The organism is Polaribacter sp. (assembly GCF_051251875.1).
Classification (GTDB): domain Bacteria; phylum Bacteroidota; class Bacteroidia; order Flavobacteriales; family Flavobacteriaceae; genus Polaribacter.
Genome location: NZ_JBPOGL010000009.1, coordinates 48,246 through 62,285 on the forward strand (window position 1 = coordinate 48,246; position 14,040 = coordinate 62,285).

15 protein-coding genes are annotated in these 14,040 nt (G+C 31.2%); 7 read left to right on the forward strand and 8 right to left on the reverse strand.

What is annotated here, in order from left to right; genetic code table 11:
* Positions 1-550 precede the first annotated feature (550 nt).
* Complete coding sequence (gene glgP, locus ACSHW5_RS06085; RefSeq protein WP_435675224.1) at positions 551-2,191, forward strand: alpha-glucan family phosphorylase; 1,641 nt, start codon at positions 551-553, stop codon at positions 2,189-2,191.
* 252 nt (positions 2,192-2,443) lie between these two features.
* Here glgP and ACSHW5_RS06090 read toward each other — a convergent pair whose 3' ends face one another.
* The 7 genes from ACSHW5_RS06090 to pdxA form a co-directional block, all read right to left on the reverse strand.
* The gene (locus ACSHW5_RS06090; protein WP_435675225.1) at positions 2,444-2,893 is read right to left on the reverse strand and encodes an Lrp/AsnC ligand binding domain-containing protein; all 450 of its coding nucleotides are present in this window, start codon (positions 2,891-2,893) and stop codon (positions 2,444-2,446) included.
* Between the two features lie 90 nt (positions 2,894-2,983).
* The gene (gene accC, locus ACSHW5_RS06095) at positions 2,984-4,321 is read right to left on the reverse strand and encodes an acetyl-CoA carboxylase biotin carboxylase subunit (protein WP_435675226.1); all 1,338 of its coding nucleotides are present in this window, start codon (positions 4,319-4,321) and stop codon (positions 2,984-2,986) included.
* Between the two features lie 82 nt (positions 4,322-4,403).
* Complete coding sequence (accB, locus tag ACSHW5_RS06100) at positions 4,404-4,877, reverse strand: acetyl-CoA carboxylase biotin carboxyl carrier protein (protein WP_435675227.1); 474 nt, start codon at positions 4,875-4,877, stop codon at positions 4,404-4,406.
* A 30-nt stretch (positions 4,878-4,907) separates the two neighbouring features.
* Complete coding sequence (locus tag ACSHW5_RS06105) at positions 4,908-5,903, reverse strand: beta-ketoacyl-ACP synthase III (protein WP_435675228.1); 996 nt, start codon at positions 5,901-5,903, stop codon at positions 4,908-4,910.
* A 154-nt stretch (positions 5,904-6,057) separates the two neighbouring features.
* Positions 6,058-6,252 (reverse strand): 50S ribosomal protein L32, encoded by a 195-nt coding sequence (rpmF, locus tag ACSHW5_RS06110; protein WP_435675229.1) that lies wholly within the window; start codon positions 6,250-6,252, stop codon positions 6,058-6,060.
* A 2-nt stretch (positions 6,253-6,254) separates the two neighbouring features.
* Positions 6,255-6,791 (reverse strand): YceD family protein, encoded by a 537-nt coding sequence (locus ACSHW5_RS06115; RefSeq protein ID WP_435675230.1) that lies wholly within the window; start codon positions 6,789-6,791, stop codon positions 6,255-6,257.
* 94 nt (positions 6,792-6,885) lie between these two features.
* Positions 6,886-7,920: a 4-hydroxythreonine-4-phosphate dehydrogenase PdxA gene (gene pdxA / locus ACSHW5_RS06120; RefSeq protein ID WP_435675231.1), complete on the reverse strand. Its 1,035-nt coding sequence runs from the start codon at positions 7,918-7,920 to the stop codon at positions 6,886-6,888.
* 87 nt (positions 7,921-8,007) lie between these two features.
* On the opposite strand from pdxA, the gene ACSHW5_RS06125 reads away from it, so the two are divergent.
* The 3 genes from ACSHW5_RS06125 (at position 8,008) to ACSHW5_RS06135 (ending at position 9,944) form a co-directional block, all read left to right on the forward strand.
* The gene (locus ACSHW5_RS06125) at positions 8,008-8,589 is read left to right on the forward strand and encodes a riboflavin synthase (RefSeq protein ID WP_435675232.1); all 582 of its coding nucleotides are present in this window, start codon (positions 8,008-8,010) and stop codon (positions 8,587-8,589) included.
* A gap of 743 nt (positions 8,590-9,332) precedes the next feature.
* Positions 9,333-9,686 (forward strand): hypothetical protein, encoded by a 354-nt coding sequence (locus ACSHW5_RS06130; protein WP_435675233.1) that lies wholly within the window; start codon positions 9,333-9,335, stop codon positions 9,684-9,686.
* A 54-nt stretch (positions 9,687-9,740) separates the two neighbouring features.
* Positions 9,741-9,944, forward strand: a complete 204-nt coding sequence (locus tag ACSHW5_RS06135; protein WP_435675234.1) for a hypothetical protein — start codon at positions 9,741-9,743, stop codon at positions 9,942-9,944.
* A gap of 44 nt (positions 9,945-9,988) precedes the next feature.
* Here ACSHW5_RS06135 and ACSHW5_RS06140 read toward each other — a convergent pair whose 3' ends face one another.
* On the reverse strand, positions 9,989-11,230 hold the full coding sequence (locus ACSHW5_RS06140) for an NAD(P)/FAD-dependent oxidoreductase (RefSeq protein WP_435675235.1): 1,242 nt from the start codon (positions 11,228-11,230) through the stop codon (positions 9,989-9,991).
* A 109-nt stretch (positions 11,231-11,339) separates the two neighbouring features.
* Here ACSHW5_RS06140 and ACSHW5_RS06145 point away from each other — a divergent pair, with 109 nt between their 5' ends.
* From ACSHW5_RS06145 to fabG, 3 genes are read left to right on the forward strand one after another with little or no spacing between them, the layout of a single operon-like run.
* Positions 11,340-12,863: an HAL/PAL/TAL family ammonia-lyase gene (locus ACSHW5_RS06145; protein ID WP_435675236.1), complete on the forward strand. Its 1,524-nt coding sequence runs from the start codon at positions 11,340-11,342 to the stop codon at positions 12,861-12,863.
* A 30-nt stretch (positions 12,864-12,893) separates the two neighbouring features.
* Positions 12,894-13,280 (forward strand): WG repeat-containing protein, encoded by a 387-nt coding sequence (locus ACSHW5_RS06150; protein WP_435675237.1) that lies wholly within the window; start codon positions 12,894-12,896, stop codon positions 13,278-13,280.
* On the forward strand, positions 13,277-14,032 hold the full coding sequence (fabG, locus tag ACSHW5_RS06155) for a 3-oxoacyl-ACP reductase FabG (RefSeq protein WP_435675238.1): 756 nt from the start codon (positions 13,277-13,279) through the stop codon (positions 14,030-14,032). Before ACSHW5_RS06150 ends, fabG begins: the two co-directional genes overlap by 4 nt.
* Positions 14,033-14,040 lie beyond the last annotated feature (8 nt).

Below are 14,040 nucleotides of genomic sequence, written 5' to 3' on the forward strand. Positions count from 1 at the left end.
CCCTTATTAACTAAGTATTCATAAAATTATTCTGCCGCAAATACTGGGGCAATGCCTCCTAAATGTATTATAAAAAAACTGTTACTTTTTTACAAAAGTAACAGTTTTCTATTTATAAAATTTTAAATGAGTTCAAGTGCGAATTTGGTCAATGGAAAATACTTTTGCTCCGATTTCTAATCTTTATCTTTTGAAGATAACTTGAGAATGCTTTTAAGAAGAAAAGCAACTTCTGTATTTATGAGTGCTTTTATTAGTTCTAAAGTCTTATCAGAACCAAACTAACTACTTCTTTAAAAATTGTCTTGTATTTGTATTTTTGAGTAAAAAAAGAAGACATTGTATGAAAATTATGTTCATCAGTAAATTTGATAAAAAACATTTTAAAATTTTTACTGATTTTTATCATAAACCCTCATAAAACTAAGCTTTTACCCAAAATTTATAAACGTTATAAATTAACTATTTTACTTAAATTTAATGTTTTCATCATATAATTAATTAAGTAATTTCTTTACTTTTAATGCTTATTATTTAATCACATTATTTTATGGAACATATATATAGTACATGGCATCACCCATACAAACCAGCTGCAAAATACAAGAAAAAAGTAGCTTATTTTAGCATGGAGTTTGGTATAGATCAAACGTTTAATATTTACTCAGGTGGCTTAGGTTTCTTAGCTGGGTCTCACATGCGTTCTGGATTAGAGCTAAAGCAAAATATGATTGGTATTGGAATGCTCTGGAAATATGGTTATTATGACCAAGCTAGAAATGAAGACCAAACCTTAAAAACAGAATTTAACGAAAAACATTTCGATTTTTTAGAATATACTGGCATTGAAGTAGAAATTAAACTTCATGATAATCCGCATGTAAAAGTTAGAGCCTATGTTTTAAAACCAGAGGTTTTTGGCACAGTACCCATGTATTTTTTAAGCACAGATGTAGAAGGAAATGATCATCTGTCTAGAACCATTACAAACCATCTGTATGATCAAAACCCCGTAACAAGAATTTCTCAAAGTATTATTCTAGGAATTGCTGGTGCTAAAGTTGTAGAAGCATTAGGAGGCGCAGACACGTATCATTTAAATGAAGGGCATGCTTTGCCTGCTTTTTATTATTTAAGAGACAAAGGGGTTACTAAAAATCAAATGGTATTTACAACACATACTCCAGAAAAAGCAGGAAATGAAGAAAGAGATGCACGTCATTTAAACAGATGTGGCTTCTTTGGCAGAACATTATCTGAACAAGAGTTGCAAACCGAAATGGTAAACGGTGGTATGATTAATTACACCATTTCTGCTTTAAGAATGGCAAGAAAAGCAAACGGAGTATCTAAACTACACGCTATTGTAGCCAATGACATGTGGAAAGATTATGCTGGTATCTGTGAAATAATTCCGATAACGAACGCTCAAAATCAAAAATTTTGGCAAGATGAAGACATCAAAAAATCTTGGGAAAAACAGGATACAGATTCCTATAAAAATAGAAAAACACAATTAAAAAACGATCTTTTTCAAGAAGTGTACAAACAAACCGGCAAAAAATTTGATCCTAATGTATTAACCATTGTTTGGGCCAGACGTTTTGCAGGCTACAAAAGAGCCGATTTATTATTGCACGATTATGAACGTTTTCAGAAATTGATTCACAATGAAAAATATCCGGTGCAGATTATTTGGGCAGGTAAACCTTACCCTTTTGATTATGGTGCAATAGATACTTTTAACCATTTGGTACATCAATCTAAACAATCAGAAAACCTTGCAGTACTTATTGGCTACGAAATAAATGTCTCTAGAAAATTAAAATGCGGTTCAGATGTTTGGTTAAATACGCCTAGAATTACGCGTGAAGCTTCGGGTACAAGTGGTATGACAGCAGCAATGAATGGTTCTGTAAATGTTTCTACGGATGATGGTTGGATTCCAGAATTTAAAAAAGATGAAGAAAATTGCTTTGTATTACCAGCTCTAGATTATCGTTCACCTACTAATGATCAAGATAGAATGGATACTGATAATTTATATAATATTTTAGAAAACAAAGTGCTTCCTGCTTATTATGATGCTCCTGAAACTTGGCAAAAAATTGTATTTAAAGCAATGGATGATGTTATTCCTGCATTTACAACGCAAAGAATGGCAGATGAGTATTATAAAAAATTGTTTTAAATGAAGTTAAACAATTGAAAACATTTTAATTCATCAACCCTCAAATATTATAAAACCTTAGCATTTAATTGTTAAGGTTTTTGTTTTTAGCCTAAACCAATAAACCAACAGAATTAACAATTATTGTAATGCCTATAACCACATGTTTTTTAGCACTATAATTTTCAAAGAAAAAAAGTTATCACACAATTTTACCGTATTTGAAGTTTTAAAACCATAAAGTACATTTCTGTCTTTACGTGTCTATTTTAACTAAATACGAATCTGTCTATCTATTTGCTGTTCTAGAGAAATAAAAGTTTCTGTTCTTAAAACCTCCTTTATCGATTGAATTTTAGTGTTTAAAAGTCGCATTAAATCCTCATTATTTTTACAAATTATTTTTATAAAAATAGAATAATTTCCCGTTGTATAATGACTTTCTAAAATTTCTGGAATAGTATTTAATTTTTTCATTACTGCAGAAAGATGGCCAGAAGAATCTAAAAAAACACCAACAAAAGCTGTGGTAGTATACCCAAGTGCTTTGGAGTTAATTTTCATTTGATATCCTTCTATTAAATGAGAGCTCTCTAATTTTCTCAAACGTTGATGAATAGCTGCTCCTGAAATACCTACTTCTCTAGCAATGCTTAATATAGGTGTTCTAGCATCTTCTAACAATGTTTTAATTATTATTTTATCAATTCCGTCTATTTTCATGTTTAACTCTTAAAATCTAAAGATAAAAAAAATAGAGAACACATGTTGTATTCTCTATTTTTATATCAATTTAAAACTAAAAAGTAGGTTTTATTCCATTTTAAAATCTTCCATAAATTTGGTGGTATAGTTACCAGCAATATAATCTGGATGATCCATTAGTTGTCTGTGAAAAGGAATAGTAGTTTTTACACCTTCAATTACAAATTCATCTAATGCACGTCTCATTTTATTAATAGCCTCTTCTCTTGTTTGCGCAGTTGTAATTAACTTGGCAATCATAGAATCATAATTTGGCGGAATTGTATAACCTGCATACACATGCGTATCTATTCTAACTCCATGACCACCTGGCGCGTGCAATGTTGTTATCTTACCTGGCGATGGTCTAAAGTTATTATAAGGATCTTCTGCATTAATTCTACATTCTATAGAGTGCATTTTTGGGTAATAATTTCTACCGGAAATTGGCACACCTGCAGCTACTAAAATTTGTTCTCTAATTAAATCGTAATTTACTACTTCTTCAGTAATAGGGTGTTCTACTTGTATACGAGTATTCATCTCCATAAAGTAGAAATTTCTGTGTTTATCCACCAAAAACTCTACTGTTCCTGCCCCTTCGTATTTTATAAATTCTGATGCTTTTACAGCTGCATCTCCCATTTTTTCTCTCAATTCATCTGTCATAAAAGGAGAAGGAGTTTCTTCTGTTAACTTTTGGTGACGACGCTGAATAGAGCAATCTCTTTCTGATAAATGACATGCTTTTCCGAAAGCATCTCCAACAATTTGAATTTCAATATGTCTTGGTTCTTCAATCAATTTTTCCATGTACATATCATCATTTCCAAAAGCAGCTTTAGATTCATGTCTTGCAGAATCCCAAGCATCTCTAAGGTTTTCAGGCTTAAAAACACCACGCATTCCTTTACCTCCGCCACCGGCAGAAGCCTTTAGCATAACAGGATACCCGGTTTCTACAGCAAGTTTTTCGCACTGCTCAAAATCAACAATAACACCATCACTTCCAGGTACACAAGGCACGCCAGCGGCTTTCATTGTTTCTTTTGCATTGGCTTTGTCTCCCATTTGGTCAATCATTTCACCAGTTGCGCCAATAAACTTTATACCATGCTCTTCACAAAGTTTAGAAAATTTAGCGTTTTCTGATAAAAAACCATAACCTGGATGTATTGCATCTGCGTTTGTAATTTCTGCTGCAGATATAATATTAGACATTTTTAAATATGATTCTGCACTAGAAGGTGGTCCGATACAAACTGCTTCATCTGCAAACCTAACGTGCAGGCTTTCTGAATCTGCAGTAGAATACACTGCTACAGTTTTAATCCCCATTTCCCTACATGTTCTAATAACACGTAAAGCAATTTCGCCTCTATTGGCAATTAATATTTTTTTAAACATAATTTAAGAGTTAAAAGTTATTAGTTGTGAAGTATGAGTTAGAATATCTAAAATCTAAACTCAAAAATCTAAACTCTATCTATTACGATGGGTCTACTAAAAACAAAGGTTGATCAAATTCTACAGGAGAAGAATCATCTACTAAAACTTTCACAATTGTACCTGAAATTTCAGATTCAATTTCATTAAATAATTTCATTGCTTCAATTACACAAACAGTATCTCCTACTTTAACCTCTGCACCTACTTCTGTAAAGTTTGCTTTGTCTGGAGAAGGTTTTCTATAGAATGTTCCAATAATTGGAGATTTAATAGTAATATATTTAGAATTTTCACTTTCTGCTTTTACTACTGGTGCAGCAGTTTCTATTTTTGCTTCTACAGCTGCAGGTGATGTAAGTTGTTGCATAGGAGCCGCGGCTTGCACAAAAGTGGTTTCTGTTTTTCCAGAACCTGTTCTAATAGTAATTTTAATATCTTCCATTTCTAACTTTACCTCGCTTGCTCCGGATTTAGCTACAAATTTGATAAGATTTTGAATTTCTTTAATATCCATGCTTCTTATAGTTTAGTTGTTGATTATTTTTTATGAATTATATGCCCAAGTAAGGTATGCAGCTCCCCAAGTGAAACCACCACCAAATGCGGCAAAAATTAAATTATCTCCTTTTTTTAATTGACTTTCATAATCTGCTAATAAAAGTGGTAATGTTGCAGATGTAGTATTCCCATATTTCTGAATATTCATCATTACTTTCTCTGATGATACTCCTACTCTTTTTGCCGTAGCCTCTATAATTCTTTTATTTGCTTGATGCGCCACTAACCATTGTATATCTGGTTCTGTTAAGTTATTTCTAGTTAACATTTTTTCGGCAACATCTGCCATATTAGAAACTGCATATTTGAATACCGTTTTACCTTCTTGATACACAAAATGTCTTTTCTCTGCCACGGTTTTTGCTGTAGTGGGCATTACGGACCCACCTGCTTCTATTCTTAAAAAGTCTCTTCCAACACCATCACTTCTTAAATATTCATCTTGCAAACCAAAACCTTCTAAATTTGGCTCAAACAAAGCAGCTCCTGCTCCATCACCAAAAATGATACACGTAGCTCTGTCTTTATAATCTATAATAGAAGACATTTTATCGGCACCTATTAATAGTACTTTTTTATACCTACCAGATTCTATATAACTAGCTGCTGTAGACATACCATATAAAAAACTAGAACATGCCGCTTGCAAATCATAACCAAATGCATTTATAGCACCAATTTCTGTAGCTACATAAGCCGCTGTTGCTGCTACTTGTAAATCTGGTGTTGCGGTTGCAACAATAACCAAATCTATTTCCTTTGGATCTACATTAGATTTTTGCAATAAATCTTCGGCAGATTTTATTGCAAGGTAAGAAGTACCTAAGCCTTCGCCTTTTAAAATTCTTCTTTCTTTAATCCCTGTTCTTGATGTAATCCATTCATCATTCGTTTCAACATAAGATTCTAACTCTTTATTTGTTAGAACATAATCAGGAACATATTTTCCCACCGCTGTAATTGCTGCAGTTATTTTAGCCATATTTATTGTGTTATCTATAAGGTTAAAGAATTCCAAAAGTAATGAAATTTATGCCACTTTTTAAAGTACATCAAACAAAAACATTCACTTTTAGATTAAAAACGCAAAAAAACCCTCAATTTAGAGGGTTTTTCACTTTTAATAAAAAATATTTTTATGCTTCGGCTGCTGCAGATTCTAATACTACTTGACCTCTGTAGTATAATTTTCCTTCGTGCCAATGCGCTCTATGATATAAATGAGACTCACCTGTTGTTGGGTCTGTTGCTATCTGTTGAGAAGCTGCTTTATAATGCGTTCTCCTTTTATCTCTTCTAGTTTTAGATATTTTTCTTTTAGGATGTGCCATCTTTATGTCTTTTTTTCTGTTATTAAATTCTTTAATTTATCCCACCTTGGGTCTGTTTCTTCAACAGTTTTTACTTCTTTTATTTCTAATTCTTTTAATCTTCTTAATGCTTCAGATTCCATGGTTCCATCTATAACTTTCGGATGAATTCTTTTACTAGGAATTGCTAAAACAATCATTTCATAAATAAATTGAGCTACATTTAATTGAAAAGCTTCATGAGGTAATATTAAAATTTCCTCGTTTTCATCGTTATACTCTGGCCCAAATTTAACAACCAAAGGTAAAACAGAGCTTATTTCTTGATCATAATCTTCACTTGTGATATCACACGGCACATTTATGGTACCTGTTGCGCTAAAAGTGAGTTCAAATAATGTACTCTTTTTTACAAACGTTAACGTTACTTTTATTGATGAATTATTAAATTCATCAAAATTAAAAGTCTCAAAGAACTTATTATCAATATCGTATTCAAAGTTATGAGTTGCCTCCTTTAACCCTACAAATGGTATGTCGAATTCTTTTAAGTCTTTCATAACCAAACACAAATTGAGCGTGCAAAGATATAAAAAATTGTTTTATTCTAACTTTTATCTTGAAAAAAAGATTAAAATGATTTCTTTTCAGAAATTACCTCACTAAAAGTGGGCTTTTAGACAATTCATTATACTCTTTTCTTACTTTAAAAATTTTAATTCCTGTAAATAATGCTTCTATAAATGATGATGGATTTGCGAGGTTCTTACCTGCAATATCAAAGCCTGTTCCGTGGTCTGGCGAGGTTCTTATCTCACTTAGGCCTGCTGTGTAATTTACTCCGTTACCAAAAGACAATGCTTTAAAAGGTGCTAAACCTTGGTCATGATACGTGGCTAAAACTCCATCGAACTGTTTGTACGTTTCAGACCCAAAAAAACCATCTGCAGCATAAGGACCAAACACTAATTTGCCTGTTTCTTTAATTTCTGCTATCGTTGGTCTTATAATTTCATCATCTTCTGCGCCAATAACTCCATTATCTCCACAATGTGGATTTAAAGATAAAACGGCTATTTTAGGTTTATTAATTCCAAAATCCTTCACCAAAGAATCATACATTACACCTACTTTCTCTTTAATAAGTGCTGGTGTTATTGTTTCTGCTACTTTAGAAATGGGTATATGACCTGTAATTAAACCAATACGCAGTTTATCTGTCATTAAAATCATTAAACTTTTACCATCTAAATTAGCCTCTAAATATTCTGTATGACCAGGAAAGTTAAAACTTTCTGATTGAATAGTTTCTTTATTTATGGGCGCAGTAAGCAATACGTCTATCTTTTTTTCTTTCAGATGTGTTGTTGCTATTTCTAAAGATTTAGCGGCATATTCACCAGAAATTTTAGTTGCTTTTCCTAATTCAATAGGCACCTCCTCTTTCCAGATATTTAACAGATTTATTTTGTTATGATTTATTTGATTTATACTGGTGATTCCCTGAATAGGAACCTCTAATTTTAAAGCTTTCTTATGGTAAGAGATGGCTTTTGTTGCCCCAAATAAAACGGGAGTACAAAAATCTAACATTCTCTTGTCTTGAAAGGTTTTTAAAATTACTTCAATTCCTATTCCGTTTAAATCTCCTATAGAAATTCCTACGATTATTTTATCCTCTTTATCCATCCTAACTCTTGTAATATTCCTATTTTTGACATACTAAAAGCAAACAACTTTTAATAATAAGTACAAAAGTAACCAAAATTTAATAATATGTTTACCGGAATAATAGAAACACTTGGCATTGTTACCAAAATTGTAAAAGAACAAGAAAATATTCATTTTAGCATTAATAGTAACATTACTAATGAATTAAAAGTAGACCAAAGTGTTGCGCATAACGGTGTTTGCCTTACTGTTGTTAACATTAACAACAACAATTATACTGTAACTGCTATTAAAGAAACGCTTTCTAAAACTACTTTAGGTTCTTTAAAAGTTGATGATACCATAAATTTAGAACGTGGCATGAAGTTAGGAGACCGATTAGACGGCCACATTGTGCAAGGTCATGTAGATGAAACTGGAAAATGTATCAGCATAAAAAACGAAAACGGAAGTACTATTTTTACGTTTGAATATTATTCTGATAAAAATAACATCACCATAGAAAAAGGGTCTATTACAATAAACGGAGTTAGTTTAACTGTGGTAAATTCTAAAAAGAATGCCTTTAGCGTTGCTATAATTCCTTATACTTTAGAAAATACAACATTTAAAAACATAAAGTTGCAAGACAAAGTAAACCTAGAATTTGATGTGATTGGAAAATATGTAGCTAGATTAACTCTTTAGGTTTGTACTTAATTTAGTGAATAGCATACTAATTATAAATTCACAATTTCATTTTTATAAAATTCATGTACTATAATGTACATCGATTCAAATTAATTTACTGCCTTGTTTTACTTTAAAATAACAAAATTACACAGTTTCAAGTTAAAAATAGCAAACAGTAATAAATCTAAAAACTATACGTTCATTACCTTAAAACAGACTTATGAACTCGCTATTTGATATTTGTGTATCTATTTTACAATTTATAGGAAACGTAACAGGATTAGGATATAAAGCAGCAAATATTTGGATATTTGTGATTATCCATCCTGTTTTAACCCTCTATTTTTTCTATTTATATAGAAAATACAAAAGACGTTTTTTAAACCAGAATACCCTTTAATTACATAGTTATTTGAGGTCAGTACTTTTTACTGAGAATCCATACAACCTAAAAGACCTTCTTATAAAATTAATATCCAAATTTGGGCAACTTTTGATTATAATTATACCGATGGTTTCACAATCTAGGTAAGTTATCATCAACTTAACAACACAAAAAAACAAGATTAGAGATTATACAAACGACTTTTCTAAGGACCATAATTAAGTAGGTGAATAATACTAAGAGATTCACAGAGGCAATAATGTTAACCTATAGACATAAAACATCAGCAAAAACAACTTAGTTTTTACGCTTACACCTAGCCAGCAACTAAAAATAATTATATTTACACCTCATAATCTAAAAAAGATAAGAAATGAAAAAAAAAGCAGTCATGATTTTAACTTTATTTTGCGCCACTATTTTATTTGGACAAAAAATAAAAGTTACCAAAGGAGATTATAATTTTTTTAAAGGTCAAAAAAATATTAATGTAGAGTTTGTCTATGATAATATGAAACTTCTTAAGAAAAATCTTACAAATGAACAGTACATGACAGAACATGCTGCAGGTTTAGAAGAAAAAGCAAAAGGTAAAGGAAAAACATGGAAAAAAAGTTGGATTGCTAGTAGAGAACTTATTTATGCGCCTAAGTTTTTAGAGCTAATGAATAGAATTTTATATGAAGACCATGGCGTTTATTTTGAAGAAGGATTATCAGACACATAATACACATTAATTGTAGAAACTGTTTGGGTATATCCTGGATGGAATGCAATGGTTATGAGACAACCTGCAAAATTAAGTACTTTACTTACATTTGTAGAAACTGAAAATAGAGAAAATGTAGTTTTAGAATTATCAAGTACAAATGCACCAGGAAACAGATTTGGAGGCACTTTTAGTAATGAAGACCGTATTGGAGAAGGCTACGCTAAAACAGGAAAAACCTTAGCTAAAAAAATAGCAAAAAAGGCTTTTAAATAAAACAAATTACTTTTAAAATTGATACTATAAGCGAATAACTTCTGTTATTCGCTTTTTTCTTTTTCCATATCTATTAAGTATGCAATATTTTTTATCAGTCTTTTGTGTTTGGTAACAAACGGATTGGTTTTATCCCAAACATAACCCGCTAAAACTGCACAAATTTGGCTTTTAATTTCAGGGTTTTCTGGTTGATGAAAAAATAATTTTTGAAGATTTCCAGAATACCATTCTTTTACATAGGTAGAAAAAACCGCAACTCCTTGTTTCATATACCCTGCATATTCTTCTTCCCAATTAACCTGTTTGCCTTGTAAATCTTTCGTAATTAATTTAGCAGCTAACAAAGCAGATTCCGTTGCAAACGTTACGCCAGATGAAAACACCGGATCTAAAAACTCTGCACTATTACCGGTTAACACATACCCTTTGCCATATAATTGTTTTACGGATTTAGAATAGTTTTTTATTTCTCTAGGTTCAAAAATAAAGTCTTCATGCTCAAATCTAGGAAAGAAATATTTAGATAGTTTCAGCATTTCTTTTAATTTTTCTGAAGAATTTCCTTTAAAAGAATCTAAAAAATCTGTGGGACCAACATAACCCACACTTGTAATTCCATCAGAAAAAGGAATAACCCACAACCAAGCTTCTTTACTTATTACATCAAAAGTTATGGTAGTACCTTCTACTCCATTTGGTCTATTACTATCGTTTACATGGGTAAAAATTGATCCATATTTTGGCAATTCAGAAGGCTTTTCTAAATCTAATAATCTAGGCAAAACTCTTCCGTAACCACTAGAATCTATAATATATTTAGCCCTAATAGTGGTTAAACAATTGTGTTCATCTTTTATGGTTGTTATTGAATAATTTTCCTCAATTTTTACAGCAACCACTTCTTTTTTAAAATCAATTGTTATTCCTCTGCGTATAAGTTCATCGGTTAAGGTTTTATCAAAATCTGCTCTGGGTACTTGCCAGGTCCAATTCCATCCATCAGTATGTTTTTTACTAAAATCAAAATTACAGACTTCATCATTTCTAATAAACCTAGCTCCTTTTTTTAATTCATAGTTACGCGCCTTTAAACAATCTAACAAACCTACTTCATCAAAATGATCCATACAACGTGGTAACAAGCTCTCTCCTATTACAAATCTTGGAAATTCATTCTTTTCAACAACTTTTATTTTATAACCTTTTTGCTGTAAAAATGCAGCAGCAACAGACCCTGAAGGCCCTGCTCCAATTATTAAAACATCAATATTTTCATCATTCATAATACAATTTTGGTACAGGACTTTAATTATTATAGATTTGCACACCAAAATAACTGCTTTAATTTTAGTTATTAAAACAATATTATTAATTATTTGAGTAAACCAATAAATGCTAATACATAAAGAAGAATTAAATATAGAAGATTTTTATACCATTCTATTTCATAACAAATCTATTTCCATAGACACATCTACCATAGAAACTGTTGAAAAAAGTTTTGAATTTTTAAAAGAATTTGCTGAAGACAAAGTTATTTATGGTGTAAACACTGGCTTTGGGCCAATGGCACAATACAGAATTAATGATATAGAAAGAATTCAATTACAATATAATTTAATAAGAAGTCATGCTTCTGGTACAGGCAACCCAATTCCGCCAATGTATGTTAAAGCAGCTATGCTTGCCCGTTTAAATACTTTATGCTTAGGATTTTCTGGAGTTCACAAGTCTGTAATAGATGTTATGACAACGCTAATTAATAAAGACATTACCCCATTAATTTATGAACATGGTGGTGTTGGCGCAAGTGGCGATTTAGTACAACTAGCACATTTAGCCTTAACGCTTATTGGTGAAGGTGAAGTATTTTACAAAGGAGAAAGAAAACCCACAGCAGAAGTTTTTAAATTAGAAAAAATAGCACCCATAAAAGTAGCTCTTAGAGAAGGCTTAGCATTAATGAACGGTACCTCTGTAATGACAGGTATTGGTTTAGTAAACACTATTTACACACGCAGATTATTGGATTGGGTAATTACAGCATCGTGTGCAATTAACGAAATTGTAAACACCTACGACGACCATTTATCACATGAATTAAATCATGCTAAAAAACACATTGGTCAGCAACAAATTGCCAAACAAATGCGCTCGCATTTAAAAGACAGCACTCTTACTAAAAAACGAGAAGATCACCTGTACAACAAACAATCTACAGAAACTGTTTTTAAAGAAAAAGTACAAGAGTATTATTCGCTTCGTTGTGTTCCTCAAATATTAGGACCTGTTTTAGACACCCTAAATAATGTAGAAAAAATTTTAATTGAAGAAGTAAATTCTGCCAATGACAATCCTATTGTAGATGTTGCCAAAAAGCATGTATTTCATGGTGGTAATTTTCATGGAGACTATGTATCTTTAGAGATGGATAAATTAAAAATTGTAGTTGCAAAAATGACCATGTTAGCAGAACGACAATTAAATTATTTATTAAATCCAAGGTTAAATGATATTTTACCTCCATTTGTAAATCTTGCAAAACTGGGCTTAAACTTTGGTATGCAAGGTGTTCAATTTACGGCCACTTCTACCACGGCAGAAAGCCAAATGTTGGCCAACCCAATGTATGTTCATAGTATTCCAAACAATAATGACAATCAAGATATTGTGAGTATGGGAACTAATGCAGCATTAATTACTAAAAAAGTAATTGAAAATGCTTTTGAAGTTGTTGCCATAGAATTAATTACCATAATACAAGCAATAGAATATTTAGAAGTACAAGACAAAGTGTCTACAAACACAAAAAAAATGTACGATCAAATAAGAAAAATTGTCCCAGTATTTAAAGAAGATGTAGTTATGTATCCGTACGTGAATAGCGTAAAAGATTATATCATTAACAATAGCTAAAAGATTATATCATTAACAATAGCTAAAAGAATGAAATTTAGATTGCTTTTTTTTATCATTACCTCTTTATATATCTTCTACACTTTTTCTCAAGAGCTTGCCTTGGTTAGAGAAAATAGTACTTTTGGGTATCTTAATAAAGTAGGAAATTATGCTATAAAATCACAATTTAAGATAGTAAAAAGTTTTTCTAATGGAATGACTAATGTATTAAAAGAAGGTAAATGGAGCTCAATAAACTCTGATAGTAAAAGAGTCTTATTACCAGCAAAAAAACATATTAAACAATTTAATTCGGGTTTTATTTTAGCTTATAAAAATAAAAAATGGGGATACCTAACAACAGAAGGAAAACCTCTTGAAAACAAATGGTATAAAATGCTGAATTATGTATACATCAATAATAGAATTGTATGAAAAAAACATTAATAGAAAAAACTAAATATGCACTTGTAACAGGTGGATCTAGAGGAATTGGTAGAGCGGTTTGTATACAATTAGCTAAAGATACAGATTATATTATTTTAGTAAACTATAGAGGTAATGAAGCCGCCGCAAATGAAACCTTAGCACTTATAAAAGATGCCGGTGGAAAAGGAGAATTATTGCCTTTTGATGTTGCTAATAAAGACGAAGTAAAAACAGTCTTAGATACTTGGCACGAAACACATAAAGACACTATTATTGAAACCATTGTAAACAATGCTGGTATTACCAAAGACGGTTTATTTATGTGGATGAGCAATGATGATTGGTCTAGTGTTATAAATACCAGTTTACAAGGTTTTTTTAATGTTACAAATTATTTAATTCAAAAATTATTAGTAAACAGATACGGACGAATTATTAATATGGTTTCCTTATCTGGCCTAAAAGGTACAGCAGGACAAACAAACTATTCTGCGGCAAAAGGCGCAGTAATAGGAGCAACAAAAGCCTTAGCACAAGAGGTAGCTAAAAGAAATATTACAGTGAACGCAGTGGCACCTGGTTTTATAAAAACCGACATGACCAGTGCATTAGATGAAAAAGAATTAAAAAAATTAGTACCTTCCAATAGGTTTGGTGAGCCAGAAGAAGTAGCACATCTTGTTTCTTTTTTAGCTTCTAAAAAAGCTTCTTATATTACAGGTGAAGTTATCAATATTAATGGCGGAATTTATTCGTAAGTTAATAC

What these genes read in the sequence shown, in the direction of transcription:
- glgP (WP_435675224.1), top strand. Translation starts at nt 551, where the DNA reads ATGGAACATATATATAGTACATGGCATCACCCATACAAACCAGCTGCA.
- ACSHW5_RS06090 (WP_435675225.1), bottom strand. Translation starts at nt 2,893, where the DNA reads ATGAAAATAGACGGAATTGATAAAATAATAATTAAAACATTGTTAGAA.
- accC (WP_435675226.1), bottom strand. Translation starts at nt 4,321, where the DNA reads ATGTTTAAAAAAATATTAATTGCCAATAGAGGCGAAATTGCTTTACGT.
- accB (WP_435675227.1), bottom strand. Translation starts at nt 4,877, where the DNA reads ATGGATATTAAAGAAATTCAAAATCTTATCAAATTTGTAGCTAAATCC.
- ACSHW5_RS06105 (WP_435675228.1), bottom strand. Translation starts at nt 5,903, where the DNA reads ATGGCTAAAATAACTGCAGCAATTACAGCGGTGGGAAAATATGTTCCT.
- rpmF (WP_435675229.1), bottom strand. Translation starts at nt 6,252, where the DNA reads ATGGCACATCCTAAAAGAAAAATATCTAAAACTAGAAGAGATAAAAGG.
- ACSHW5_RS06115 (WP_435675230.1), bottom strand. Translation starts at nt 6,791, where the DNA reads ATGAAAGACTTAAAAGAATTCGACATACCATTTGTAGGGTTAAAGGAG.
- pdxA (WP_435675231.1), bottom strand. Translation starts at nt 7,920, where the DNA reads ATGGATAAAGAGGATAAAATAATCGTAGGAATTTCTATAGGAGATTTA.
- ACSHW5_RS06125 (WP_435675232.1), top strand. Translation starts at nt 8,008, where the DNA reads ATGTTTACCGGAATAATAGAAACACTTGGCATTGTTACCAAAATTGTA.
- ACSHW5_RS06130 (WP_435675233.1), top strand. Translation starts at nt 9,333, where the DNA reads ATGAAAAAAAAAGCAGTCATGATTTTAACTTTATTTTGCGCCACTATT.
- ACSHW5_RS06135 (WP_435675234.1), top strand. Translation starts at nt 9,741, where the DNA reads ATGAGACAACCTGCAAAATTAAGTACTTTACTTACATTTGTAGAAACT.
- ACSHW5_RS06140 (WP_435675235.1), bottom strand. Translation starts at nt 11,230, where the DNA reads ATGAATGATGAAAATATTGATGTTTTAATAATTGGAGCAGGGCCTTCA.
- ACSHW5_RS06145 (WP_435675236.1), top strand. Translation starts at nt 11,340, where the DNA reads ATGCTAATACATAAAGAAGAATTAAATATAGAAGATTTTTATACCATT.
- ACSHW5_RS06150 (WP_435675237.1), top strand. Translation starts at nt 12,894, where the DNA reads ATGAAATTTAGATTGCTTTTTTTTATCATTACCTCTTTATATATCTTC.
- fabG (WP_435675238.1), top strand. Translation starts at nt 13,277, where the DNA reads ATGAAAAAAACATTAATAGAAAAAACTAAATATGCACTTGTAACAGGT.